Source organism: Nonomuraea sp. NPDC005650, from assembly GCF_040605375.1.
Taxonomy (GTDB): domain Bacteria; phylum Actinomycetota; class Actinomycetes; order Streptosporangiales; family Streptosporangiaceae; genus Nonomuraea.
In genome coordinates this window covers 25,967-50,623 of record NZ_JBEXCR010000035.1, presented here as the reverse complement: position 1 = coordinate 50,623, position 24,657 = coordinate 25,967, and the positions used below count along the sequence as shown (strand labels likewise).

Genomic DNA, 24,657 nt, shown 5'->3' with positions numbered 1-24,657 from the left:
GTGAGCGTTCCCAGCGTGGTCGTCCACCGCGACGCCGACGTCCTGGCCAAGGCCGTGGCGGCCCGGATCATCACCCGGCTGGTCGACGTGCAGTCGGCCAAGGGCTCGGCCTCGCTCGTGCTCACGGGCGGCACGGTCGGCATCGCCACGCTGGCGGCGATCGCCGCGACCCCCGCCCGCGACGCCGTCGACTGGCGCCGGCTGGACGTCTGGTGGGGCGACGAGCGCTTCCTGCCCTCCGGTGACAAGGAACGCAACGAGACCGGCGCCCGGCAGGCGCTGCTCGACCACGTGGACGTCGACCCGGAGCGGGTCCACGTCATGCTCGGCCCCGACGCGGGGCTGACGGCCGAGGAGTCGGCCGAGTCCTACGCGGCCGAGCTGCGCAGGGCGGCCAGGCCGGAGGACCACGGCCCCGTGCCCGGCTTCGACGTGATGCTGCTCGGCATGGGCCCGGACTCGCACGTGGCGTCGCTGTTCCCGGGCATGCCCGCGCTGTACGACACGCGCCCGGTGGTGGCCGTCCACGGCGCGCCGAAACCGCCGCCGACCCGCATCTCGCTGACGCTGCCCGCCATCCAGTCCTCGCGCGAGGTCTGGGTGGTGGCGGCCGGTGAGGAGAAGTCCGGGGCCGTGCGGCTGGCGCTGTCGGAGTCGGGGCACGTCCAGGTGCCCGCCTCGGGCGCCAGGGGGCGGGCGCGGACGCTGTTCCTGCTGGACCGGGCGGCGGCCGGCAAGATCCCGCCGGAGCTGGGGCGCATCTCGTCCCCCTGATCGCAGGACACAGGGCGGGGGCCACGTGGTCCCCGCCCTGTGGCGTTCCTACCGGGCGAGGTCGTCGATCTCCTCGATCAGCGCCCGCTTGCGCTCCTCGGTCAGGTACGACGCCTGGACGCCGTTCCTGGCCAGCTGGGCCAGCTCCGCCTTGCCGAAGCCGAAGGCCCGCGCGGCGGCCCGGTACTCCTCGGCCAGCGTCGTGGCGAACATGGGCGGGTCGTCGCTGTTCAGCGTCACGTACAGGCCCTCCTCCAGCATCCTCGGCAGCGGGTGCGCGGCGAGGTCGGCGACCTGGCCGGTGCAGACGTTCGAGGTCGGGCAGACGTCCAGCGGGAGCTGGGTGTCGCGCAGGTACGCGACCAGGCGCGGGTCGGCGAGGCAGTTGATGCCGTGGCCGATGCGTTCGGCGCCGTAGCCCTCGATGACCTCCCAGATGGTCTCGGGGCCGGACATCTCGCCGCCGTGCGGCACGCTGTGGAGGCCGGCCGCGCGGGCGGCCGAGAACGCAGATCTGTACGCATCCCGATATTTCGGGCGCTCCTGCTCGATGCCGCCGATCCCGAAACCTACCAGCGCGGCGGGAGGTTCCTGGAGCGCGTGCTCCACCGTCACCTTGGCGGCCTCCTCGCCGTACTCGCCGGGGATGTCGAAGATGTACGCCATCTCCACCCCGTGATCGGCCAGCGAACGGGCCGCGGCCAGGTCAAGGGCCTCCGTCACCTCGCGCATGGGCATGCCGACCACGTGGTGCGCGTACGGGGTCACCTGGAGTTCCACGTAGCGGGCGCCCTGCGGGGCCAGGTCGCGCGCCAGGCCGAGGACGAGGGTCGCCACGTCCTCCGGCTCCCTGACGAGCGCGTTGACGGCCCGGTACACCTGGGCGAAGTGCGGGAAGTCGCGGAAGGTGTAGAAGCGCCGCAGCTCCTCCTCGCTGGTGGGGACCGTGCCGCCGGGGTGGCGGCGGGCGAGTTCGAGCACGGTGGGGACCGAGGCCGAGCCGATCAGGTGCACGTGGAGCTCGACCTTGGGGAGCGCGTCGATGAAGGCGTCGATGGTCATGGCGACGACCATACGAGCCATATTTCCTGAAAAAATAGCCTTCACCGGGGAATCTCACACAAGAATGTCAGGTTAGAGGGCTGGGATAGGGTGGGGGCCGTGACCAACGCCGAAGCGTACGATCGCGGCTTCGCTCAGCTGAGCTCCCACACCGTCGGCCCCCTCCTCGACCGGGCGTGCGCGCCCCGCCTGCTCGACGTCGGCTGCGGCACCGGCGTGGTCACCGCGGCGGCGCTCGCGTTAGGCGCCGAGGTCACGGCCGTGGACGCCGATCCCGGCATGCTGCGGCTGACCGCCCGCCGCCACCCGTACGCGACGATCCGCCGGGCCGCGCTCCCCGATCTGCCCTTCGCCGACGAGGAGTTTGACGCCATAGCCGGAAATTTCGTCATCAATCATGTGCCCGACACGGCCAGTGCGCTCAAGGAGCTCCACCGCGTGCTGCGCCCGGGCGGCACCATCGCCCTGACCTGGTGGAAGTCCGACGAAATGACCGCCACGAACGTCTTCGCCGACGCCATCGCCGACGCCGGGGTCCCCTACGAGCCTCCGGCCCGGCCCTTCACCGGCAACGACACCCCGCGGCGCTTCACCGAGCTGCTGGAGGCGGCGGGCTTCGAGGCGGCGGCCGTCGAGCCGGTGCGCTGGCGCCATCAGGTCGACCTCACCGCCTGGTGGGACGACGTCGTGCAGGCGGGCGGGCCCAGGTTCGCGATGATCGCGAGGCAGCCGCGGGAGACCGTCGAGCGGATCAGGGCCTGCTACACCCGGCTGGCGGCCCCGTATGAGCGGGAGGGCTTCCCCGTGTGCGCCTACCTGGCGCACGCCGCCAGGTCAGCCCTTTGACCAGGCGGTCACCAGCGGCACCAGCACCCCGTCGACCGACTCGGCCACGAACTCCGGCCCGAACGGCGGCCCCGCGAAGATCATCCGATGCCAGACCAGCGCCTCGGCGAGCGTGAAGAGCCGCCCGGCGTCGACGGGCCCGGCCAGCTCCCCGCGCTCGGCGGCCCGCTCCAGCAGGGCCTGCACGTCATCGAGGTCCTTCGTCGGCATGTGCGCGCGCAGCGTGCGCGCCAGCTCCTGGTTGGACACCAGCGTCGAGGACAGGCCGATGACGAGCGTGTGCTTGCGCTCCACCGTCTGGCACAGCCCGCGGAAGATGGAGACCAGGTCGCCGCGGAGCGACCCGGTGTCCTCGCCCGCGGGCGCGTCCATGTCGAAGCGCCGGCAGATGACGTCGACCACCAGCTCGGGCTTGCCCGCCCAGCGCCGGTAGATGGTGGCCTTGCTCGCCCTGGCCCGCTTGGCGATCTGGTCGACCGACATCCGGTCGTAGCCGACCTCCGACAGCAGCTCCATCGTGGCGTCGAGAATGGCCCTGTCACGGTCAGGGTCGAGTGGAGCCACGCACACGTCCTTCAGCTGTAGGCGATTTCATCGAATCGTACGCCGGTCAGTTCCGTGGACACGTCCCAGAGCCGCCTGGCGTCCGCTTCCGAGCGCGCTCTCTTCGACGGCGTGAGGCGCTTGAGCGTGGGGCCGATGAACTCGCCGCCGCGGACGTCGGGCGAGGTCGCGGCGTAGAGCGAGGACACCGCCCCGGCCTCCGCCGACTTGAAGAACAGGCCCAGGAGGGGCTGTAGCGGCCCGAGCTTGACGAAGTTCGTGGCGGTGGTGCCCGGGTGGGTGGCGACGCCGATGAGGTTCACACCGGCCCTCTCAGCGCGCTGCTGGAGCTCCAGGGTGAAGAGCAGGTTGGCGAGCTTGGAACGTCCGTAGGCGCCCAGGCGGTTGTATCCGCGCTCCAGAGCGAGATCGTCGAAGTCGATCCTGCCCACGCTGTGCGCGTCGCTGGAGACGTTCACCACGCGGGCGGCGGGGGCGGCCAGCAGGAGCGGCAGCAGCAGGCCGGTGAGCGCGAAGTGGCCCAGGTGGTTGGTGCCGAACTGCATCTCGAAGCCGTCCTTGGTCTCCCGCCTGGGGATCAGGCCGATGCCCGCGTTGTTGACCAGCAGGTCCACCTGGTCGACGCCCTCGGCGAACCGCCTGATCGAGGCCAGGTCCGCGAGGTCGAGCCGGCCGTACTCGACCTGGGCGCCGGGCACCGCCCGCAGGATCTCCCCGACGGTCGCCTCGCCCTTCTCGGGCGAGCGCGCGGCGACGACGACGCGGGCGCCGTGCCTGGCCAGCTCCAGGGCGGTGGGCCGGCCGATGCCGCTGTTGGCGCCGGTCACGATGGCGGTCTTGCCGGTCAGGTCAGGGATGGAGTCGGGGGTCCAGTCGCTCATCGCCACTCCTCAGGTCGGCTCACGGCAGGTGTACGAAACCGTTTCGTACACCACCTTAGCCCAGTCTCCGGCGCGCGTGACGCTCCTCACGCCGGGCGACCTCCAGCCGCTGCTCGCTCTCGGTGAGCCTCTTGCGGGCCTTGGCCAGCTTCCGCTCCAGCTCCGCCACCCGCCCGGCGCGCTCGTCGCGCTCCCGCACGGCGGACTCCAGCGCCGCCTGCCACTCCTGGTGCGCGGCCTCGGCCTCCCGGCGTTCCTCGGCCCTCCTGGCCTCGGCCTCCGCGCGCTTCCTCGCCTCGTCCTCGGGGGGCGCCCGCCTGACGGGCCGCTCGCGCGGGACGGGGGCGGGCGCGAAGCCGCTGTAGCTGAGCGGCTTGACCAGGCGGCCGCCGCGCACCTGCGCGGCCGCGTCGGCGTCCACGATGGCGGACTCCAGCGTCCGGTCCACCTCGGCCGCCGCCGCGGGCGACAGGCCGCCGGCCTGCCTGACGAGCCTGCCCACCCTGCCCATGACGCCGGCCCGGAGCCTGGTCAGCTCGGCCAGCGCGTCGGCGTCCTGCTCCTGCCAGGCCGCGCGCAGCCGCTCGCCCACGTCGAGCAGCTCGGCCAGCTCGCCGGGGTGCTCGCGGGCCACCCGGTTCACGGCCCAGGCGGACACCGTGGGCCTGCGGAGTCCGGCTATCTCGCGGGCGAGCCCCGCCTCACCCGCGTCCTTGGCCGCGCGGGCCTCGGCCGTGCGCGCGGCGGTGAACTCGGACGGCGGCAGCGCATAGAGCCGGCCGGCGACCTCGTCAAGATCCACACAGGACAAATACCCCACATCCGCGGGTTTGTAGCGCATAGTGGAGGCAGTGGCAGTCGAACGGAGGCCCCTGTGTTCGAACGCTTCACCGACCGCGCGCGACGGGTCGTCGTCCTCGCCCAGGAGGAGGCGCGGATGATGAGCCACAACTACATCGGCACGGAGCACATCCTGCTCGGGCTGATCCACGAGGGCGAAGGGCTGGCCTCGCTGGTGCTCGACGGCTGCGGCGTGGAGCTCGACCACGTACGTGCCTTCGTCGAGCGCGAGGTGGGCCACGGCGCCAAGTCGCCCAGCGGGCACATCCCCTTCACGCCGCGCGCCAAGAAGGTCCTGGAGCTGTCGCTGCGCGAGGCCCTGCAGCTGCGCCACAACTACATCGGCACCGAGCACATCCTGCTCGGGCTGATCAGGGAGGGCGAGGGGCTGGCCGCCCAGGCGCTCGTGGACGCGGGCGCGGACCTGGCGGACGTACGGCAGCGCCTGCTCGACCGTGTGGGCCGCGCCTCCAAGGAGCGCCCCACCGAGATGTTCTTCGCCGGCGGCTCAGTGCTGGGCGAGCGGCTCGCCCGCATCGAGGAGAGCCTGGAGCGCATCGAACGCCACCTGGGCATCCGGCCCCAGGCCGGCAAGCCGCAGGAGGAGGAGCCGCCGGGCGAAGAGGGCCTAGGCTGACACCATCGTGCCGACCGGCAGCCTGCCCTCCATCACCCCGGGGTCCTCGGTGTAGCCGAGCGTGGCGCCCAGGGAGATCAGCAGCCTGCGCATCCTGGCGTTGTCGGACAGCAGGGTCGCCTTGACCTCGGCGCAGCCCAGGTCGCGGGCGTTGCGCACGAGCATCTTCGCCATCGCCGCGCCCAGCCCGAGCCCCTGCCAGCGGTCCTCGACCAGGAAGGCCATCTCCGCGATGCCCGGGTCGGGGGTGAACATGAGGTTGGCCATCGCCACGACCTGCCCGTCGTGCCCGGCGACCAGCGAGTGCCCCTTGCTCCTGTCACACAGCCGGTCGAACGTGCGCGCCGGCAGCGCGGGCATCGAGGTGAAGTAGCGGAACCTGCGCGACTCGGGCGAGCACCTGTCGTGCAGGTCGCGCACGGCCTCGCGGTAGATCGAGGTGAGCGGCCTGACCGTGACCTCCACGCCGTCGGACAGCTTGATCGCACGCTCGGCGGCGCTCGCCTCCTCGGCGGGCTGGGCGAGCCTGGCGAAGGAGGCCGCCCTGGCCGCCTCGGTCAGCGTGAACGGCAGCTCCGAGCGGCGCAGCCGCACCGCCCGCCTGGGCGCCACCGGGACGACGAGCTGGGTCGGGTCGGGAAGATCACTCACGGCTTCACCATAGATCCACCTGGCATCGTCCGCGCGCAGCAGCTCGGCCAGGAGCTCGGGCAGCCGCCACGGCATCGAACGCAGCCTGGAGGCCAGCAGCAGCGCCCTGGTGGGCTCGTCGGTCAGCTCGTGGGCGGTGGCGGGGACCACCTGGACGCGGCGGCCGCCGGCCGCCTCCAGCGCCTCGCGCACCGTCTCGGGGCCGGCGGGGATGTCGGCGACGAACTCGTCGACCGTGCCGTCAGCGTCGGACTGCACGCTGAGGCCGAGGATGTTGCCGCCCCTGTCCGCCAGGGCCGCGGCCAGTGAGGCCAGCCGGCCGGGTCGCTCGTCCACCGTGGTACGGATGCGCAAGAATCCCATGGCTTCGAGCATGCCGGGCGGCTGTTACGCAACCGCTACCGATGTGTTTCATCGCGTACTTCATCACGAGATGATGCGATTTTTCACCATATGGGGGGTGCCTACCCCCGCTTGTCGCAGGTCACCGGGCCGGGCGGGAAGATGTACGGCGGGCTCGGTGCGCGCGAGCCGGATCCACCACAGAAAGGAACCCCATGAACATCCTCTTCCGGGGAGGCCGCGTCTTCACCCCGGGCGGCGTGCGAGGCGAGGCCGTGCTGGTGCGCGACGGCGTGATCGCGGCGGTGGGGCCGGAGGGCGAGCTGGCCCGCCAGGCGCCGTCCCACGAGACGGTGGATCTGGACGGCGGCCTGCTGGTGCCCGGCTTCACGGACGCGCACATGCACCCGGTCCAGGCGGGCCTCGAACGCGCGAAGTGCGACTTGTCAGAAGATTTCGGCCTTGACGCGTACATAGCAGTGATAGCCGACTATGCGGCGAAAAATCCGGCTAAAGAGTGGATCGATGGCGGCGGGTGGGACATGTCGGCGTTCCCCGGTGGCCTCCCCCACCGCGAGCAGCTCGACTTCCTCGACCGCCCCGCGTACCTCATCCAGCGCGACCACCACGCCGCCTGGGTCAACACGCGGGCCCTCCGGCTGGCCGGCATCACGAGGGACACGCCGGACCCGGCCGACGGCCGCATAGAGCGCGACGCCGCGGGCGAGCCCACCGGGGTGCTACACGAGGGCGCGATGGACCTGGTCGGCCTGCTCACCCCGCGCCCGACCGCCCAGGACCTGGACGACGCGCTGGAGGACGCGCAGAAGCACCTGTTCTCGCTGGGCATCACCGGCTGGCAGGACGCCATCGTGGGCTCCTACGCCGGCTCCCAGGACCAACTGCCCACCTACCTGGCCGCGGCCCGCTCAGGCAGGCTCAGGGCGCGCGTGGTGGGCGCCCTGTGGTGGGACAGGACGCGCGGCCTCGACCAGATCGAGGAGCTGGTCGAACGCCGTGCCGCCGCCGAGGGCCTCGACCGCTTCACGGCCACCTCGATCAAGATCATGCAGGACGGCATCACGGAGAACTTCACCGCCGCCACCCTGGAGCCGTACTGCCTGTGCGGCGGCACGGGCCTGTCGTACGTGGACCCGTACAAGCTCAAGGAGTACGTCGCCGAGCTGGACCGGCTCGGCTTCCAGGTGCACTTCCACGCCATCGGCGAGCGGGCCGTGCGCGAGGCCCTGGACAGCTTCGAGGGCACGGACCCCGGCAACCGCCACCACATCGCCCACCTGCAGATCATCGAGCCGTCGGACGTGCCGCGCTTCGCCGCCCTGGGCGTCACGGCCAACCTGCAGCCGCTGTGGGCCACGCACCACGCCCAGATGGACGAGCTGACGCTGCCCTACCTCGGGGAGCCGCGCTCGTCGTGGCAGTATCCGTTCGCGGACCTGCTGGCGCACGGCACCCGCTTCTGCGCGGGCAGCGACTGGCCGGTCTCGAACGCCGACCCGCTGCAGGGCATGCACGTCGCGGTGAACCGCACGGAGCCCGGCGGCTCGGTCCACGCCGGCTACCCGACCGCGCAGACCCCGTTCCTGCCCGGCCAGCGCATCGACCTGGCCGCCGCCATGACCGCCTACACGGCGGGCTCGGCCTGGATCAACCGCTCCCCCGCCGGGGCCGTCGAGCCGGGCCGCCCGGCCGACCTGGTGGTGCTCGACCGCGACCCGTTCGAGCTCCCGCCGGGCGAGATCTGGACGACGCGGGCGCGCCTGACGTTCGTGGACGGCGACCCCGTCCACGAGAGCTGAGTCCACGAGCTCGGCTGAGCGGCCTAGGAAACGGCGAAAGGGCCTCGGTGCCCCGAGACCCTTTCGCCGAACCCAGCCACTACCAGGGGGACTTGTTGTTCCTCAGGCGCTCCAGTGCCTCCTCGAGGATCGCCTTGCCGTCCTTGTCGCTCCTGCGCTCCTTCACATAGGCAAGATGCGTCTTGTACGGCTCGTTCTTCGGTGGGGCAGGCGGGGCCGACTCGTCCTGTCCGGCAGGGAGGCCGCAACGGGGGCAGTCCCAATGCTCCGGGACCGCCGCGTCGCTGGCGAAACTGGGGCGCGTCTCGTGCATGTTGGCGCACCAGAACGAGACCCGCACTCTCGGAGCTGCCTCGCCGCGCTCGGCCTCCCCCATAGGGCCGGCGCCGACTCGGCTGCCACGGATCGCGTTGCCACTACCCACGGATGAACTCCTCGCTCGATCGCCCCGCGCGCAGGCACGGGGGGAGAATCACTGTCACGCGTTAACTTGTTTGCTCAGGGCTTCATGAGAAGGCCGAGAGCGATGATGCAGACGAACCAGATCGTGCCGGTGATGATCGTCAGCCGGTCGAGGTTGCGCTCCACCACCGAGGAACCACCGAAGTTCGACGAGAAACCGCCGCCGAACATGTCAGACAGGCCGCCACCCTTGCCCTTGTGGAGCAGCACGAGCAGGATCATGAGACCACTCGCCAGGATGAGGGCGATGGAGATTCCGATTTCCACGGTATGCCTGTTCCTTCAATGCTTTGTTACGCGTGACGATTCAGACTTGCCTTCTGAGGGTACGGCCTGTTGTCAAGTCGCACCCCCAGAACGGCTCAGTTAGCCTGGCATATCGGAGAAACGGCAGATCTTCGCGAACTCCCCGGCATCGATGCTGGCACCGCCCACGAGCGCGCCGTCGACATCGGGTTGAGCCATGATCCCCGCGATATTGCCTGACTTGACCGAACCTCCGTAAAGGATACGGATCCCGGCGGCCACTTCGGTGTCGTAGAGCTCAGCGAGTCTGACTCGCAGCGCGCCACAGACCTCCTGGGCGTCCTCCGGGGTGGCCACCTCGCCGGTGCCGATCGCCCACACCGGCTCGTAGGCCACCACTATCGATTTTGCCTGCTCGGCGCTGATTTTGCGCAGCGCTCCGTCGAGTTGTCCAAGACTGTGCGCGATGTGGCCGCCCTCTTGACGCACCGACAGGCCCTCCCCGACGCACAGGATCGGGGTGAGCGAGTGCCGGTAGGCGGCCTGCACCTTGGCGTTGACCAGGTCGTCGTCCTCGCGGTGGTACTGCCGCCGCTCCGAGTGGCCGATCGTCACGAAGGTGCAGCCGAGCTTGGCCAGCATGGCGCCCGAGATCTCGCCGGTGTAGGCGCCGGCCTCGTGCTGCGACAGGTCCTGGGCGCCGTACACGATCCTGAGCTTGTCGCCGTCGACCAGCGTCTGCACGCTGCGCAGGTCGGTGAACGGCGGCAGGACGGCGACCTCGGTCCTGTCGAAGTCCTTGTCGTTGAGTGCGAAGGCCAGCTTCTGGACCAGCGCGATGGCCTCAAGGTGGTTGAGGTTCATCTTCCAGTTGCCGGCGATGAGCGGCTTGCGCGTGCTCATGAGTGCTCAGTCCTCCAGGGCCGCGAGTCCGGGGAGGGTCTTGCCCTCAAGGTATTCGAGGCTGGCCCCGCCACCGGTGGAGATGTGGGAGAAACCGTCCTCGGGGAGTTCCAGCTTGCGTACGGCCGCCGCCGAGTCGCCGCCGCCCACCACGGTGAAGGCGTCGGAGGCGACCAGCGCCTCGGCCACCGCCCTGGTGCCGCCGGAGAACGCGTCGAACTCGAACACGCCCATGGGCCCGTTCCAGAAGACGGTCCTGGCGTCGGCCAGCTTCGAGGCGAACAGCTCGCGCGTCCTGGGCCCGATGTCGAGCCCCTCCCGGTCGCCCGGGATCGCGGTGGCCTCGACCACGTCGTGCTCCGCGTCCGCCCCGAACGTGACCGCAGCCAGCACGTCGACGGGCAGCACGAGCTCGACGCCGCGCTGGGCGGCCGTGTTGAGGAAGCCGCGCACCTGGTCGAGCTGGTCCTCCTGGAGCAGCGAGTTGCCGACCTCGTAGCCCTGGGCCTTGAGGAACGTGTACGCCATCCCGCCGCCGATCAGCAGCCGGTCGACCTTGGCCAGCAGGTTGGCGATGACACCGAGCTTGTCGGAGACCTTGGCGCCGCCCAGCACCACCACGTAGGGCCGCTCGGGGCTCTCGGTCAGCTTCTTCAGCACCTCGACCTCGGCCACGACCAGCCCGCCCGCCGCGTGCGGCAGCAGCTTGGGCACGTCGTAGACGCTGGCGTGCTTGCGGTGCACCGCGCCGAACCCGTCGCCCACGTAGAGCTCGGCCAGCCCCGCCAGCTTCGCCGCGAACGCGCCCCGCTCGGCGTCGTCCTTGGACTCCTCGCCCGGCTCGTAGCGCAGGTTCTCCAGCAGCGCGACCTCGCCGTCCTGGAGCGTCTCAACCGTGCCCTGGGCGCTGGCGCCGACCACGTCGGTCGCGAACGCCACCTCCTGGCCCAGCAGCTCGCCCAGCCGCGTCGCCACCGGCTTGAGCGAGTATTTCGGGTCGGCCTTGCCCTTGGGCCTGCCCAGGTGGGCGCAGACGACGACCTTGGCGCCACGTTCCACCAGCGCCCTGATCGTCGGCACCGACGCCCGGATGCGGCCGTCGTCGGTGATCGTCTCCCCGTCGAGGGGGACGTTGAGGTCGGCGCGCACGAGCACGCGCCGCCCCTTCACGTCGAGATCCTCGAGCGTGCGCATGCTCATGCTCCCTATTCGTGGCCTCCACTCCGTGGAGGCGGGCTCAGTCGCCTATGTGCCGCCGCGCGTTCACGGCCGCCACTCCCATGAAGGCGGCTCAGCCGCCATCGTGCCGCCGCGCGTTCACGGCCCTCGCTCCGCGGAGGCGGGCCCGGTCGCCCAGGGCCGTTGCCTACCCTGGCGGGACCGGGCGACGGCGCTCCCCACGGATGCGGCGGCTCGGTGACCCGGGCGGCTCAGAGGTCGCGGCCGACCAGCTCGATCAGGTCGGCGAGGCGGTTGGAGTAGCCCCACTCGTTGTCGTACCAGCCGACGACCTTGACCTGGTTGCCGATGACCTTGGTCAGGCCGGCGTCGAAGATGCACGAGTGCGGGTCGGTGACGATGTCGGAGGAGACGATCTCGTCCTCGGTGTAGCTGAGGATGCCCTTGAGCGGCCCCTCGGCGGCGGCCTTGACCGCGGCGTTGACCTCCTCGACGGTGACCTCGCGGCTGACGTCGACGGTGAGGTCGGTGGCCGAGCCGGTGGGGATCGGCACGCGCATGGCGAAGCCGTCGAGCTTGCCCTTGAGCTCGGGCAGCACCAGGCCGATGGCCTTGGCGGCGCCGGTGGAGGTGGGCACCACGTTGAGCGCGGCGGCGCGGGCGCGGCGCAGGTCGCCGTGCGGGCCGTCCTGGAGGTTCTGGTCCTGCGTGTAGGCGTGGATGGTGGTCATCAGACCCTTCTGGATGGTGAAGGTGTCGTGGAGGACCTTGGCCATCGGCGCCAGGCAGTTGGTCGTGCAGGAGGCGTTGGAGATGATCGTGTGGCTGGACGGGTCGTAGCTCGTCTCGTTGACGCCCATCACGATCGTGACGTCCTCGTTCTTCGCCGGAGCGGAGATGATGACCTTCTTCGCGCCGTTCTCGGCGTGCACCTTGGCCTTCGTGGCGTCGGTGAACAGCCCCGTCGACTCCACGACCACGTCCACACCGAGGTCGCCCCAGGGCAGCTTGCCCGGGTCGCGCTCCGCGAAGACCTTGATCGCCTTGCCGTCGACCGTGATCTCGTCACTCGTGGCCTTCACCTCGTAAGGCAGGCGGCCCAGGATGCTGTCGTACTTCAGCAGGTGGGCGAGCGTCGCGGTGCCGGTCAGGTCGTTGACCGCGACGATCTCGATGTCCTTGCCGCTGGCGGCGACAGCGCGCCAGAAGTTGCGACCGATGCGGCCGAAGCCGTTGACGCCTACGCGGATGCTCACGGGAACCGATCTCCTCGAAACCAGATGGCGGGCTGAAACCTCAACCACGAACACTATCGGACCTAAATTGGTTTAGACCACTGCAGGTCCCCGCGTGTGAATCAGCGTTCCGGAGGCACGTTTTGTGAGGTTCGAGTAAAGTGCCCGACTCATCGATGTAAATTCGTGCATTCTCTGGGGGCTGAGATGTCACACAAGCGGTCCGGCCTGCTGCCCGGACTCATTGTAGGCCTGCTATCGGCGCTGGTCAGCGCGGCAGTGCTGGGGGCGGCCGTGCTGTTCCAGACCCGCCTGCCGGCCGCCGTGATCGGCTTCGGCAACGGTCATCCGCTGTCGCTGGCGTCGTCTCTCGTGGTCGCTCTGATCGTCGCCCTCGCGATGGGCGCCGTACGACCCCGCAGCGTCCTCCTGATCCCCATGGCGGCCCTGTACGCGGGCGGCGCCATGGCCGCGGGCCAGATCGCCGGCTCGTCGATCTGGATCGGCTCCACCCTGCGCACCCCGCCCGCCGAACGCGGTCCGGCCGACCTGTCGGACGTCACGCTCGACAACTTCACCGCCGGCCTCCCCTACGCGCCCGCGCTCTACCGGGATCCGCTCTCGGTGTCGTGGGCGGCCTGGCTCTACATCGCCGCAGCCGCCCTCGCCGCACTGTTCCTGCTGACCCTGCGCGTGGTCCGGGTCCGCCGCGCCCACCGCGCCCAGGCCGCCGAGGCGGAGGCGGAGGCATCGGAGCCGGAGTACCGCGCCCCCTTCGAGCCCGCCCAGGCCCCCACCCCAAAGCCGACCACAGACCTGTTCACCCCCCGCAACCCCACCAAGGACTGACAGCCCCCTCCCCAGGATCAACACCCCAGCGCACGCCCGGCGTCAGCACCGGCACCCACCGCCCACGGGGCACCCCTTCAACACACCCGCCCCACGGCAATCACCCGTGCCCTCTGCCACCCGCACCCCACAAGCCGGTGCACCCCTCACGCCCACGCGCCCTCGCCCGGCCCCGCGAGCCGCGACTCCCCACCCCGCTTCACGACCCACGACTCTCGCCCGTCCAGCGACCCGACGAGCGCACCCCGGTCAAGCCCACCCCGGAGCCCGCTCAGAATGCGCGTCGTCACGGCGAGCAGCCCGTGAGCCTTCACGACCGGCCATGACAGACGGCCACCCACGTCGGCGCGTGCGGCCCACCGTGCGCAGCCGTAAAAAATGGGCTTTCAGACCAGCACAAACCGCAGAGCCATCGAGACGAGCGCGCAGCCGCACCGACCGGTCACGGGGCGAGCATGTCGACGGTGAGGTTGGCCTCCGTGTTCGGGATGCCCAGGTCGGAGGCGCGCTTGTCGGCCATGGCCAGCAGCCGCCGGATCCGCCCCGCGATGGCGTCCTTGGTCAGCGGCGGGTCGGCGATCTGCCCCAGCTCCTCCAGAGACGCCTGCTTGTGCTCCACCCGCAGCCGCCCCGCCACCACCAGGTGGTCGGGCGCCTCCTCCCCGAGGATCTCCAGCGCGCGCTGCACCCGCGCCCCCGCCGCCACCGCGGCCCGCGCCGACCGCCGCAGGTTGGCGTCGTCGAAGTTGGCCAGCCGGTTGGCGGTGGCCCGGACCTCGCGGCGCATCCGGCGCTCCTCCCAGGCCAGCACGCTGTCGTGCGCCCCCAGCCGGGTGAGCAGCGCGCTGATGGCGTCACCGTCGCGCACCACCACGCGGTCCACCCCGCGCACCTCACGCGCCTTGGCGTGGATCTTGAGCCGCCGCGCCGAGCCCACCAGGGCCAGCGCCGCCTCCGGCCCCGGGCAGGTGACCTCGAGCGACATCGAACGCCCCGGCTCGGTGAGGGAGCCGTGCGCCAGGAACGCCCCGCGCCAGGCGGCCTCGGCGTCGCAGGCGGCCCCCGCCACCACCTGGCGGGGCAGCCCGCGCACCGGACGACCGTGGTTGTCGATGAGGCCCGTCTGACGGGCGAGCGCCTCGCCGTCGCGATAGACCCGCACGACGTAGCGCGACCCCTTGCGCAGACCGGCGGGCGCGAGCACGAGCACTTCGGCCTTGTGCCCGAACACCTCACCGATGTCCTTGATCAGTCGCCGTGCGGTGGCGTTCGTGTCGAGCTCGGCCTCGATCACGATCCGCCCGCCCACCAGGTGCAGACCGCTGGCGAACCGCAGCAGCGTGGAAACCTCCGCCTTGCGGCAGCACGGCTTCAGCACCGGCAGGCGGCTCAGTTCGTCTTTCACCACACCTGTCATGGCCATGCGTTAGTCCTCTCCCCCATTCAGACCGGCTCAAGCAGTCTCTCGCACCTTGGCGCCACGCCGACCAGGATCAACGCTTCTGGAGGAAAATCTCGTCCAGGACGGAGGCAAGACGTCGTGGGTCATGCCTCGGCGAGCCGTCCGCGGTCGCCACGCCGGCCATCACGAGCCGTGCGCCGAGCGCCGCCGCGGCCTTCTCCAGCGCGCCGGGATCGTCCACCACCCCGGTGTCGGCGAGCACGATGTCGATCGACAGGTCGGGGGCGTGCTGCCTGAGCACCTCCAGGTGCTGCTGGGGGGAGAAGTCGTCCGTCTCACCCGGCTGTGGCGCCAGGTTGAGCGTGACGAGCCGTTTGGCCTTGGTCGCGTGCAGGGCCCTGGCCAGCTCGGGCACCTTGAGATGCGGCAGCACGCTGGTGAACCACGATCCCGGCCCGAACACGAGCCAGTCGGCCTCCAGCACCGCCTCGACCGCCTCGGGGCGCGCGGGCGGGTCCTCGGGCACGAGGGAGATCGCCTGCACCCGTCCGGGCGTCAGCGCGCACGCCACCTGCCCGCGCACGGTCGACCTGACGCCGTCGAGCTCCACCTCGGCCACGATGTCGAGCGGCACCGACGCCATCGGCAGCACCCGGCCGTGCGCGCCCAGCAGCCGCCCGACCCAGTCGAGCCCGGCCACGGGGTCGCCGAGCAGCTCCCACAGGGCCACGATGAGCAGGTTGCCCACCGCGTGCCCGTGCAACTCGCCCTCGCTGCGGAAGCGGTGCTGCACGACCTCGCTCCAGGTGCTGCCCCACTCGTCGTCGCCGCACAGCGCGGCCAGCGCCATCCGCAGATCGCCGGGGGGCAGCACGCCGAGCTCACGGCGCAGCCGCCCGCTGGACCCGCCGTCGTCGGCGACGGTCACCACGGCGGTCAACCGGTCGGTCACCATCCGTAATGCCGACAGGGAAGCGTAAAGCCCGTGCCCGCCGCCCAGGGCCACGACGTGCGGCCCGAACCCCGAGAACGTCCTCGAGTACGTCCCACGCTCCGGCACGGGGTTCCCCTCAACCGGCCGCGCAAGCCGCACGGGGCACACCTCACCCGCACCGTCCTCCGCAACCTCAGAACGCCCCACGCCGGCCCCCTCGGCACCCGGACCCTCAGCACGCCCCGCACCAGGCTCCTCAGAACCTGGCCCCTCAGCACGCCCCGCGCCGGACCCCTCGGCGTCGAACCGGGTCACAGGGCCGGGAAGCCCACCCTCCGCCGGGCGCGGCGAACCTGCTGCTGCGAAGCCTTCATCGGTCACTCCCGCCCCACATCCCGATGGCTCACCTGGACCTCCATCCCGCGGTCGCGCAGGCGGGCGCCGACCTGTTCGGCCATGGCCACGCTGCGGTGCTTGCCGCCCGTGCACCCCACCGCGAGCGTCGCGTAGCTCTTGCCCTCACGCGCATACCCGGCCGCGACCACCTGCAGGACCTCCTCGTACGCGTCGAGGAACTCCTTGGCCCCGGGCTGCCCGAGGACGTAGTCGCGCACGGGCGCGTCGAGCCCGTTCATCGGCCGCAGGTCCGGCACCCAGTGCGGGTTGGGCAGGAACCGGCAGTCGACCACCAGATCGGCGTCGACCGGCAGCCCGTACTTGAACCCGAAGGACACGACGTTGAGCCGCAGCCCGGGCCGGTCCTCGCCGCCGAAGTAGGCGACGATCTTGTTGCGCAGGTCGTGAACGTTGTGCGACGAGGTGTCGATCACCAGGTCGGCGTTGGCCCTGACCTCCCGCAGGATCCCCCGCTCCCGGGTGATCCCGTCGACCAGCCGCCCCTCGCCCTGGAGGGGATGCGGCCTGCGGACGTTCTCGAACCTGCGCACCAGCTCCTCGTCACTGGCCTCCAGGAACACGACCCGCACCCGCACGCCGCGCCCCTCGAGCTCCTCGATGGCCGCGTTGAGATCGGTGGTGAAGGCCAGGCTGCGCACGTCGACGACGGCCGCCACCTTGTCGGCGGCCAGCTTGACCTTGCCCGCCTCCTCCGCCATCGCGAACAGCAGCCCGGGCGGCAGGTTGTCGATGACGAACCAGCCCAGGTCCTCGAGCGCTTTGGCGGCTGTGCTGCGCCCCGCCCCGGACATGCCGGTGACGATGACGAACGCCGGCTCGGTGCTCATTGCCTCTCTCCGTCCCGCACGCCCTGCCTGGGCGCACCACCATAGCGGAGGCACCTGGACACGCCGTGACATGCTGGCGAGATCATGGTGACTCTCCCTTCAGTGTCGACACGATGACCTCGGCGATGGACTGGCCGATGCCGGGAACCTCGCAGATCTCCGCGGCAGTGGCCTCGCGTAGCTTTTTCACGGAGCCGAAGTGTTTGAGCAGCGCCTGCCTGCGCGCCGGCCCGAGGCCGGGCACGCCGTCGAGCGCGCTCTCCTTCACCGTCTTGGACCTCTTGGAACGATGGTAGGTGATGGCGAACCTGTGTGCCTCGTCCCGCACGCGTTGCAGCAGGTAGAGACCCTCGCTTGAACGAGGCATGATCACCGGCTGGTCATCGCCGGGCAGCCACACCTCCTCCAGCCGCTTGGCCAGCCCGCACACGGACACGTCGTCGATGCCGAGCTCGTCGAGCGCCCGCTGCGCGGCGGCCGCCTGGGGGCCCGCACCGTCGACGACCACCAGGTTGGGCGGGTAGGCGAACTTGCGCGGTTTGCCGGTCTCGGGGTCGATGGGGCCGTGGCCGCCGTCGTCGTCGGCGGCGGCCAGCTCGCCGGTGGCCGAGCTCTCCTCCAGGTAACGGCGGAAGCGACGCGTGATCACCTCGTAGATCGAGGCGACGTCGCCCTCCTTGCTCTTGACGGCGAACCGCCGGTATTCGCTCTTGCGCGCCAGCCCGTCCTCGAAGACGACCATGGACGCCACGACGTTCTCGCCCTGCAGGTGGGAGACGTCGTAGCACTCGACGCGCAGCGGCGCCTGGTCGAGGTCGAGCGCGTCGGCGATCTCCTGCAGCGCCTTGCTGCGGGTGGTCAGATCGCTGGCGCGGCGGATCTTGTGCTGTGCCAGCGACTCCTTGGCGTTGCGCTCGACGGTCTCCATCAGCGACTTCTTGTCGCCGCGCTGCGGCACGCGCACCTCGACGCGGGCGCGGCGCTGCTCGGTCAGCAGCTCGGCGACGGCGTCGTTGTCGGGCGGCAGCGCGGGCACGAGCACCTCACGCGGCATCGAGTCGGGGCTCGCCTCGGCATACATCTGCAGCAGGAACTGCTCGACCAGCTCGCCGGGGGAGGTCTCCTCGACCTTGTCGACCACCCAGCCGCGCTGGCCGCGGATGCGGCCGGCGCGCACGTAGAAGACCTGTACGGCGGCTTCGAGCGGATCCTCGGCCAGCGCGATCACGTCGGCGTCCGTGCCCTCGCCGAGCACGACGGCCTGCTTCTCCAGCGCCCGCTGCAACGCCTGGATGTCGTCGCGCAGCCGCGCGGCGCGCTCGTACTCCTGCTCGGAGGCGGCCTCGCGCATCTCCTTCTCGAGGCGCTTGATGAAGCGGCCGGTGTTGCCCGCCATGAAGTCGCAGAAGTCCTCGGCCAGCGCGCGGTGCTCCTCCGGGGTGACCCGGCCGACGCACGGCGCCGAGCACTTGTCGATGTAGCCGAGCAGGCACGGCCGGCCGATCTGACCGGCCCGCTTGAACACCCCCGCGCTGCACGTGCGCACCGGGAAGACCCGCAGCAGCAGGTCGACGGTCTCGCGGATGGCCCACGCGTGCGAATAGGGGCCGAAGTAACGCGTGCCCTTGCGCTTGGCCCCGCGCATGACCTGCACGCGCGGGAAGTCCTCGCCCATGGTGACCGCGAGGTAGGGGTACGACTTGTCGTCGCGGTATTTCACGTTGAAGCGCGGGTCGAACTCCTTGATCCAGGAGTATTCGAGCTGCAGCGCCTCGACCTCGGTGCCGACGACGGTCCAGTCGACGTCGGCGGCCGTGGTCAGCATCGTCTGCGTACGCGGATGCAGCGCCGAGAAGTCAGCGAAGTACGAATTGAGCCGCTGGCGCAGGCTCTTGGCCTTGCCGACGTAGATCACCCGGCCGTGCGCGTCCCTGAACCGGTAGACCCCCGGGGAATCGGGGATGGAACCCGGCTTGGGCCGGAAACTCAAGGGGCTGCCCGCTGATCTCGCCACGTTCAAAGACTAGTAGCCCCCACCGACAAGGTTGCCCGCCGCGCCTTTCCCCAAGGCGCGGCGGGCCTCCCTCAAAGGGGCCCGCCTACGCGAGCGTGATCTGGTCGCCTTCGACCTTGATCTGCTGCGCGGGCAGCGGCTTGTCGGCCGGTCCGTCCGTGACCGAGCCGTCCGCGATAGCGAACTTGCTGTTGTGACACGGGCAGACGATCACCCCGTCCGAGACGCTGCCGACCGTGCACCCGTTGTGCGTGCACACGGCGCTGAACGCCTTGAACTCGCCCGAAGCGGGCTGCGTCACCACGATCTTCTGGTCCTTGAAGATCGTCCCGCCGCCGACGGGGATGTCGGCGGTCTTGGCCAGCGCACCACCGGCCTGGGGCGCGCTGGACTGCGGGGCACCCGACTCGGAGCCGGTGCCGGCGGACTGTGCGGTATCGGTGCCGCCGCCGCAGGCGGTGAGCGCCAGGGCCAGACCGCCCGCTCCCACGCTCGCGAACACTGCACGACGGCTTTGAATGTCCTCTCCCATGCGCTCACCCAACCGCACCTAGGTGAGAAATTCATGAGACGTGATCTACGCGAGCTTGATCTTGTCACCGTCCACGGTGATCTTCTTCTCCTCAAGCGGCTCGCCCGCGGGCCCGTCCTTGACGGAGCCGTCGCTGATGCTGAACTTGCTGCCGTGACACGGGCAGTTGATCGTCTTGTTCGAGACGGTGGCGACCGTGCAGCCCGCGTGGGTGCAGACCGCCGTGAACGCCTTGAACTCCCCGGCCGTCGGCTGGGTGACCACGATCTTCTCGTTCTCGAAGACCTTCCCACCGCCCTCGGGGATGTCAGCGGTGTCGGCCAGCGCCTTGCCTCCGCCGCTCGCGGCCTTCTTCTTCTTCGGGGACGACTCCTCCGTGGGCTCCTCGGCGGTCTCCCCCGCCGGCTCCTCGCTCGCCTCGATCGTCGGCGAACCATAGCTCGCACACGCCGTCAGAACCGCCGCGAGCCCAGCGCCGCCGGCGCCGAGCACCATCGCCCGGCGAGTCGTTTCCGTCATGGTGTGTTCCTCCCAGATTGGCTTTCACTTCAGGTACGGCCAGCGCCCTCGCGCCGGTTCAGCGTGCCCGAGCCCAATCCGGTTCTCTACGCATAAGTACGTGTTCGGACCGCCACTTCAGGCGACCACGATGCCGTCGCCCTCGACCCTGACCTTGTACGAGGTCAGCGGGGCGGTCGCGGGCCCCTTGGTGGCCTTGCCGCTGTCGGCGGCGAACTCGCTGCCGTGGCAGGCGCACCTGATGACGTTGTCCTTGGGGGTGCTGACCGCGCAGCCCTTGTGCGTGCAGATCGAGCTGAACGCCAGGTAGACGCCCTGCGTGGGCTGGGTCACCACGACCTGCAGGTCCTCGATCACCTTGCCGCCGCCCACGGGCACGTCGGCGGTCTTGGCGATGACCTTGCCCTTGAGGCTCGGCTGCGCCTTGGCCCCTGCCCCACCACACCCCGCCAATGCCAGCGCGCACGCCGCGACCCCGGCCGCCCCCAGCATCTCGCGCCGCCCGAACCCCGATTCAGGCCCCGTTTCAGGCATGGCTGCGCCCCGCTCCGTAACCGTCATGATTTGCCGACCCTCCGCGTCGCCGCTGACCCCCTGCAGGTCAGGCCGCTACCATCACTCAACCTTATTGCCGACCCCCCTCGGTCCGGCCTCCGGGTATCGCCCGCCACCGCACACGACAACCCACTCCGCCCACCAGGCGGGCAGGCCGCATATTCCAGCCATCGACACTCCGGTCAGGCGACTCGGCACATTCCGGTGAGGCGCCTCAGCAGTTCCCTAGCCACCGACGGTCAGCGCGGCACCCCCAGCCACCAGCGCCGGCAGCAGACGACCTGGTGCGATCGGCGGTCAGCGGGCGGTAGGCCGACGGTCAGCGCGGGGCCCCACCCTGCCCGTATGACTCTCACGACAGAACGCCCGACCGCACCCCCCGCCAAGCCACGCTGGTGGCGGCGTCCGTGGGTGGCCCCCCTGGCCGTGGTGGCGATCGCGTTCGTCGCGTTCTCCCTGCCGCCGTACCTGTCCATGAACCCGGCCCGGTCCCGCGTGCCCGCCCCCGACTACTTCCCGCCACACTTCGCGGTGCTCTCCCTGCACGTGATCTTCGGCTCGATCGCGATGATCACGTGCTGCCTGCAGATCTGGCCATGGTTCCGCCAGCGCTATCCGCGCGCGCACCGCCGGATCGGCCGCGTGTACGTGTTCGCCGGCTGCCTGCCCAGCGGCGTTCTGGGCCTGATCGTCTCCGTGACCACGCCGTACTTCGGCCCCGTGACGGCCGCCAGCGGCGTCGTGCTCGCGCCCCTCTGGGTGGCCTGCACGCTGGCGGGATGGCGGATGGCCAGGCAGCGCAGGTTCGTCGACCACCGCCGGTGGATGATCCGCAGCTTCGCCCTGACCCTGTCCATCATCACGAACCGCCTCTGGGGCGTCGTGTTCACCATCGCCCTGATGCCCGAGCTGGAGACGACCTTCCACGGCGACGAGACCCTGCTGGCGAGCATGGTGAGCGCGCTGAGCGCGTGGCTGGGCTGGGTGCTGCCGCTGCTGTTCGCCGAGTGGTGGCTGGAACGCGGCGACGCCGCCAAACGCCGCGCCCGAGCCGCCCGCGCAGAACAACACCAAGCAGCCTGAAACGCACACACCCCTCGTCACCACCACCCCGCACGGGGACAGCCACCCCGTAGAAGCAGCCGCCCCGCACGAGGACAACCCCCGTGCGGGGCAAAGGGCTCAGGACCTCAGGACCTCAGCGGCTCAGAAGGCGAGGATCTTCCGCAGGAAGCGGCCCGTGTGACTCTCGTCCACCAGCGCCACCTCCTCCGGCGTCCCGCTGGCGACCAGCGTGCCGCCGCGGGACCCGCCCTCGGGCCCCATGTCGATGATCCAGTCAGCGGTCTTGATCACATCGAGGTTGTGCTCGATCACGATCACCGTGTTGCCACCGTCGACCAGCCGCCCGAGCACTCCCAGCAGCCGCCGGATGTCCTCGAAGTGCAGCCCGGTCGTCGGCTCGTCCAGCACGTAGATCGTCCGCCCCGTCTGCCGGCGCTGCAGCTCCGAGGCGAGCTTGACCCGCTGCGCCTCACCGCCGGACAGCGTGGTGGCCGGCTGCCCGAGCCGTACGTAGCCCAGCCCCACGTCGTTGAGCGTCTGCAGGTGGCGCTTGATCGCCGGGATCGCCTCGAAGAAGCCCAGGGCCTCCTCGATCGGCATGTCGAGCACCTCGGAGATCGTCTTGCCCTTGTAGTGGACCTCCAGCGTCTCCCTGTTGTAGCGGGCGCCGTGGCAGACCTCGCAGGGGACGTAGACGTCCGGCAGGAAGTTCATCTCGATCTTGATGGTGCCGTCGCCCGCGCACGCCTCGCAGCGCCCGCCCTTGACGTTGAAGCTGAAGCGCCCGGGCTGGTAGCCGCGCACCTTGGCCTCGGCGGTGGCCGCGAACAGCTTGCGGACGTGGTCGAACACGCCGGTGTACGTGGCCGGGTTGGAGCGCGGCGTGCGCCCGATCGGCGACTGGTCGACGTGGACGACCTTGTCCACGTGGTCCATGCCGTTGATCCGCGAGTGCCGCCCCGGCACCGTGCGGGCGCCGTTGAGCTCCTTGGCCAGCGCGTTGTAGAGGATGTCGTTGACCAGCGTCGACTTCCCGGACCCCGACACACCCGTGACCGCCGTGAACACGCCCAGCGGGAAGTCGATGTCGACGCCCTTGAGGTTGTGCTCGCGCGCCCCCTTGACCGTGATCTGCCGCTTCCTGTCGCGCTTGCGGCGCTTGGCGGGGATCGCGATGCTCCTGCGCCCGGACAGGTACTGGCCGGTCAGCGACTCCTCGCTGCTCAGGAGGTCCTGGACGGTGCCGGACACGACGACCTGGCCGCCGTGCTCGCCCGCGCCGGGGCCGATGTCGACCACCCAGTCGGCCGCCGCGATGGTGTCCTCGTCGTGCTCGACCACGATCAGCGTGTTGCCCATGTCGCGCAGCCTGATGAGGGTGTCGAGCAGCCGCATGTTGTCGCGCTGGTGGAGCCCGATGGACGGCTCGTCGAGCACGTACAGGACGCCGACCAGGCCGGAGCCGATCTGCGTGGCCAGCCTGATGCGCTGGGCCTCGCCGCCCGCCAGGGTGGCGGCGGCGCGGTCCATGGTCAGGTAGTCGAGGCCGACGTCGAGCAGGAAGCCCATGCGGGCGTTGATCTCCTTGACCACCCGCTCGGCGATCTGCATGTCGCGGTCGGACAGCTTGAGCGCGGCCAGGAACTTCGCGCACTCGCCGATCGACATGCCCGCCACCTCGGCGATCGACTTGTCGGCGACGGTGACGGCCAGCGTGACCGGCTTGAGCCGGGCGCCCTTGCAGGCCGGGCACGGGATCTCCCGCATGTAGCCCTCGAACCGCTCGCGGGTCGAGTCGCTCTCCGCCTCGGCGTGCCGGCGCTGCACCCACGGGATGACGCCGTCGTAGGTGGTGTAGTAGGAGCGCTGGCGGCCGTAGCGGTTGCTGTAGCGTACGTGGACCTGCTCCTCGTGGCCGTACAGCAGCGACTTCTGCGCCTTCTTCGGCAGCTTCTCCCACGGCGTGTCGAGGGTGAACCCGACGGTGTGGCCGAGCGCTTCGATCAGCCTGACGAAGTATTCGCTCGTGTGGCCGCCGGACCAGGGGTGGAGCGCGCCGTCGCCGAGCGTGCGCTCGGGGTCGGGCACCACCAGGTCGGGGTCGACCTCCATCTTCGTGCCGAGGCCCGTGCACTCGGGACAGGCGCCGAACGGGGAGTTGAACGAGAACGAGCGCGGCTCCAGCTCCTCGAACGACAGGTCGTCGTAGGGGCAGTAGAGGTGCTCGGAGTAGAAACGCTCCCGGTTGGGGTCGTCCTCGGGCAGATCGACGAACTCGAGCGTGATCGTGCCGCCGGACAGCTGCAGCGCGGTCTCCACCGAGTCGTTGAGCCTGCGCCGCGCCGACTCCTTGACCGAGAGGCGGTCGACGATGACCTCGATGTCGTGCTTCTCGTACTTCTTCAGCGTGGGCGGCTCCTCCAGCCGCACGATCGTGCCGTCGACCCTCGCCCTGGCGAAACCCTTGGTCTGCAGCTCGCGGAACAGCTCCGCGTATTCGCCCTTGCGGCCCCTGATGACGGGGGCGAGCACCTGGAAGCGGGTGCCCTCCTCCAGGTCCATCACGCGGTCGACGATCTGCTCGGGCATCTGCCTGGCGATCGGCCGCGCGCACACCGGGCAGTGCGGCTTGCCGATGCGCGCCCACAGCAGCCTCAGATAGTCGTAGACCTCGGTGATCGTGCCGACGGTCGAGCGCGGGTTCTTGCTGGTGGCCTTCTGGTCGATCGACACCGCGGGCGACAGGCCCTCGATGAAGTCGACGTCGGGCTTGTCCATCTGGCCGAGGAACTGGCGGGCGTACGCCGACAGCGACTCGACGTAGCGCCGCTGCCCCTCAGCGAAGATCGTGTCGAAGGCCAGGCTCGACTTCCCAGAGCCGGACAGGCCAGTGAAGACGATCAGTGAGTCTCGCGGCAGGTCGAGCGAGACGTCCTTGAGGTTGTGTTCTCGTGCACCACGCACGATCAGGCGGTCTGCCACGGCGATCCCGGAGGTCAAAAGGCGGATAGGTCCACGGGGGATGGTAGACGGGGGCTCCGACAATTTCGGCGGACCGTTGCCCGGCCCCCGAAAATCCGTCCCTCACAGGTTACGGCCAT

The 24,657-nt window shown here is 70.4% G+C and carries 23 protein-coding genes and 1 pseudogene; 6 read left to right on the top strand and 18 right to left on the bottom strand.

Features of this window, described 5'->3' with window-relative positions; translation table 11 throughout:
• Positions 1-774, top strand: coding sequence for a 6-phosphogluconolactonase (pgl, locus tag ABZS69_RS45690; RefSeq protein ID WP_355384368.1), 774 nt, complete (start codon positions 1-3; stop codon positions 772-774).
• Between the two features lie 48 nt (positions 775-822).
• Here the strand turns inward: pgl and add are convergent, their stop codons facing one another.
• The gene (add, locus tag ABZS69_RS45685; RefSeq protein WP_355384365.1) at positions 823-1,836 is read right to left on the bottom strand and encodes an adenosine deaminase; all 1,014 of its coding nucleotides are present in this window, start codon (positions 1,834-1,836) and stop codon (positions 823-825) included.
• A gap of 99 nt (positions 1,837-1,935) precedes the next feature.
• Between add and ABZS69_RS45680 the strand changes: the two genes are divergently transcribed.
• On the top strand, positions 1,936-2,682 hold the full coding sequence (locus tag ABZS69_RS45680) for a class I SAM-dependent methyltransferase (RefSeq protein ID WP_355384362.1): 747 nt from the start codon (positions 1,936-1,938) through the stop codon (positions 2,680-2,682).
• Here the strand turns inward: ABZS69_RS45680 and ABZS69_RS45675 are convergent.
• The 3 genes from ABZS69_RS45675 to ABZS69_RS45665 are packed head-to-tail and all read right to left on the bottom strand — an operon-like array spanning position 2,671 to position 4,929.
• On the bottom strand, positions 2,671-3,246 hold the full coding sequence (locus ABZS69_RS45675) for a TetR/AcrR family transcriptional regulator (RefSeq protein WP_355384359.1): 576 nt from the start codon (positions 3,244-3,246) through the stop codon (positions 2,671-2,673). The genes ABZS69_RS45680 and ABZS69_RS45675 overlap by 12 nt on opposite strands.
• 11 nt (positions 3,247-3,257) lie before the next feature.
• Complete coding sequence (locus ABZS69_RS45670) at positions 3,258-4,127, bottom strand: oxidoreductase (protein WP_355384356.1); 870 nt, start codon at positions 4,125-4,127, stop codon at positions 3,258-3,260.
• Positions 4,128-4,182: 55 nt separating this feature from the next.
• Positions 4,183-4,929, bottom strand: coding sequence for a hypothetical protein (locus tag ABZS69_RS45665; protein ID WP_355384353.1), 747 nt, complete (start codon positions 4,927-4,929; stop codon positions 4,183-4,185).
• A 72-nt stretch (positions 4,930-5,001) separates the two neighbouring features.
• Here ABZS69_RS45665 and ABZS69_RS45660 point away from each other — a divergent pair.
• A pseudogene (locus tag ABZS69_RS45660) lies at positions 5,002-5,418 on the top strand (Clp protease N-terminal domain-containing protein); the annotation flags it as partial.
• A 177-nt stretch (positions 5,419-5,595) separates the two neighbouring features.
• On the opposite strand, the gene ABZS69_RS45655 reads toward ABZS69_RS45660, so the two are convergent.
• Positions 5,596-6,618 (bottom strand): GNAT family N-acetyltransferase, encoded by a 1,023-nt coding sequence (locus ABZS69_RS45655; protein WP_355384350.1) that lies wholly within the window; start codon positions 6,616-6,618, stop codon positions 5,596-5,598.
• 194 nt (positions 6,619-6,812) lie between these two features.
• On the opposite strand from ABZS69_RS45655, the gene ABZS69_RS45650 reads away from it, so the two are divergent.
• On the top strand, positions 6,813-8,417 hold the full coding sequence (locus tag ABZS69_RS45650; RefSeq protein WP_355384347.1) for an amidohydrolase: 1,605 nt from the start codon (positions 6,813-6,815) through the stop codon (positions 8,415-8,417).
• A 79-nt stretch (positions 8,418-8,496) separates the two neighbouring features.
• Here ABZS69_RS45650 and ABZS69_RS45645 read toward each other — a convergent pair whose 3' ends face one another.
• The 5 genes from ABZS69_RS45645 to gap all read right to left on the bottom strand — a co-directional run bounded on the left by ABZS69_RS45645 (position 8,497) and on the right by gap (position 12,463).
• On the bottom strand, positions 8,497-8,841 hold the full coding sequence (locus tag ABZS69_RS45645) for an RNA polymerase-binding protein RbpA (RefSeq protein ID WP_350739960.1): 345 nt from the start codon (positions 8,839-8,841) through the stop codon (positions 8,497-8,499).
• Positions 8,842-8,915: 74 nt separating this feature from the next.
• Positions 8,916-9,146, bottom strand: a complete 231-nt coding sequence (gene secG, locus ABZS69_RS45640) for a preprotein translocase subunit SecG (RefSeq protein WP_185076999.1) — start codon at positions 9,144-9,146, stop codon at positions 8,916-8,918.
• Positions 9,147-9,245: 99 nt separating this feature from the next.
• Positions 9,246-10,028, bottom strand: coding sequence for a triose-phosphate isomerase (gene tpiA, locus ABZS69_RS45635; protein ID WP_355384343.1), 783 nt, complete (start codon positions 10,026-10,028; stop codon positions 9,246-9,248).
• Positions 10,029-10,034: 6 nt separating this feature from the next.
• The gene (locus ABZS69_RS45630; protein WP_355384340.1) at positions 10,035-11,222 is read right to left on the bottom strand and encodes a phosphoglycerate kinase; all 1,188 of its coding nucleotides are present in this window, start codon (positions 11,220-11,222) and stop codon (positions 10,035-10,037) included.
• A gap of 236 nt (positions 11,223-11,458) precedes the next feature.
• Complete coding sequence (gene gap / locus ABZS69_RS45625) at positions 11,459-12,463, bottom strand: type I glyceraldehyde-3-phosphate dehydrogenase (protein ID WP_355384337.1); 1,005 nt, start codon at positions 12,461-12,463, stop codon at positions 11,459-11,461.
• A 186-nt stretch (positions 12,464-12,649) separates the two neighbouring features.
• On the opposite strand from gap, the gene ABZS69_RS45620 reads away from it, so the two are divergent.
• Positions 12,650-13,291, top strand: coding sequence for a hypothetical protein (locus tag ABZS69_RS45620; RefSeq protein WP_355384334.1), 642 nt, complete (start codon positions 12,650-12,652; stop codon positions 13,289-13,291).
• A gap of 442 nt (positions 13,292-13,733) precedes the next feature.
• Here the strand turns inward: ABZS69_RS45620 and whiA are convergent, their stop codons facing one another.
• The 7 genes from whiA to ABZS69_RS45585 all read right to left on the bottom strand — a co-directional run bounded on the left by whiA (position 13,734) and on the right by ABZS69_RS45585 (position 20,470).
• On the bottom strand, positions 13,734-14,714 hold the full coding sequence (whiA, locus tag ABZS69_RS45615; protein WP_138714326.1) for a DNA-binding protein WhiA: 981 nt from the start codon (positions 14,712-14,714) through the stop codon (positions 13,734-13,736).
• A 70-nt stretch (positions 14,715-14,784) separates the two neighbouring features.
• Positions 14,785-15,753, bottom strand: a complete 969-nt coding sequence (gene yvcK / locus ABZS69_RS45610) for a uridine diphosphate-N-acetylglucosamine-binding protein YvcK (RefSeq protein WP_355384330.1) — start codon at positions 15,751-15,753, stop codon at positions 14,785-14,787.
• 251 nt (positions 15,754-16,004) lie between these two features.
• Positions 16,005-16,871 carry an RNase adapter RapZ gene (rapZ, locus tag ABZS69_RS45605; RefSeq protein ID WP_355384327.1) on the bottom strand — a complete coding sequence of 289 codons (867 nt, stop codon included), beginning with the start codon at positions 16,869-16,871 and terminating at the stop codon, positions 16,005-16,007.
• Between the two features lie 82 nt (positions 16,872-16,953).
• Positions 16,954-18,861, bottom strand: a complete 1,908-nt coding sequence (uvrC, locus tag ABZS69_RS45600) for an excinuclease ABC subunit UvrC (protein ID WP_355384607.1) — start codon at positions 18,859-18,861, stop codon at positions 16,954-16,956.
• Between the two features lie 109 nt (positions 18,862-18,970).
• The gene (locus tag ABZS69_RS45595; RefSeq protein WP_355384324.1) at positions 18,971-19,375 is read right to left on the bottom strand and encodes a Rieske (2Fe-2S) protein; all 405 of its coding nucleotides are present in this window, start codon (positions 19,373-19,375) and stop codon (positions 18,971-18,973) included.
• 87 nt (positions 19,376-19,462) lie between these two features.
• Positions 19,463-19,936, bottom strand: a complete 474-nt coding sequence (locus ABZS69_RS45590; protein WP_355384321.1) for a Rieske (2Fe-2S) protein — start codon at positions 19,934-19,936, stop codon at positions 19,463-19,465.
• A 117-nt stretch (positions 19,937-20,053) separates the two neighbouring features.
• Complete coding sequence (locus ABZS69_RS45585; RefSeq protein ID WP_355384318.1) at positions 20,054-20,470, bottom strand: Rieske (2Fe-2S) protein; 417 nt, start codon at positions 20,468-20,470, stop codon at positions 20,054-20,056.
• Positions 20,471-20,836: 366 nt separating this feature from the next.
• Between ABZS69_RS45585 and ABZS69_RS45580 the strand changes: the two genes are divergently transcribed.
• Entirely contained in the window at positions 20,837-21,574 is a 738-nt protein-coding gene (locus ABZS69_RS45580; RefSeq protein WP_355384315.1) for a DUF2306 domain-containing protein, read from the top strand.
• 123 nt (positions 21,575-21,697) lie between these two features.
• On the opposite strand, the gene uvrA is transcribed toward ABZS69_RS45580, so the two are convergent.
• Positions 21,698-24,538: an excinuclease ABC subunit UvrA gene (uvrA, locus tag ABZS69_RS45575; RefSeq protein WP_355384312.1), complete on the bottom strand. Its 2,841-nt coding sequence runs from the start codon at positions 24,536-24,538 to the stop codon at positions 21,698-21,700.
• Positions 24,539-24,657 lie beyond the last annotated feature (119 nt).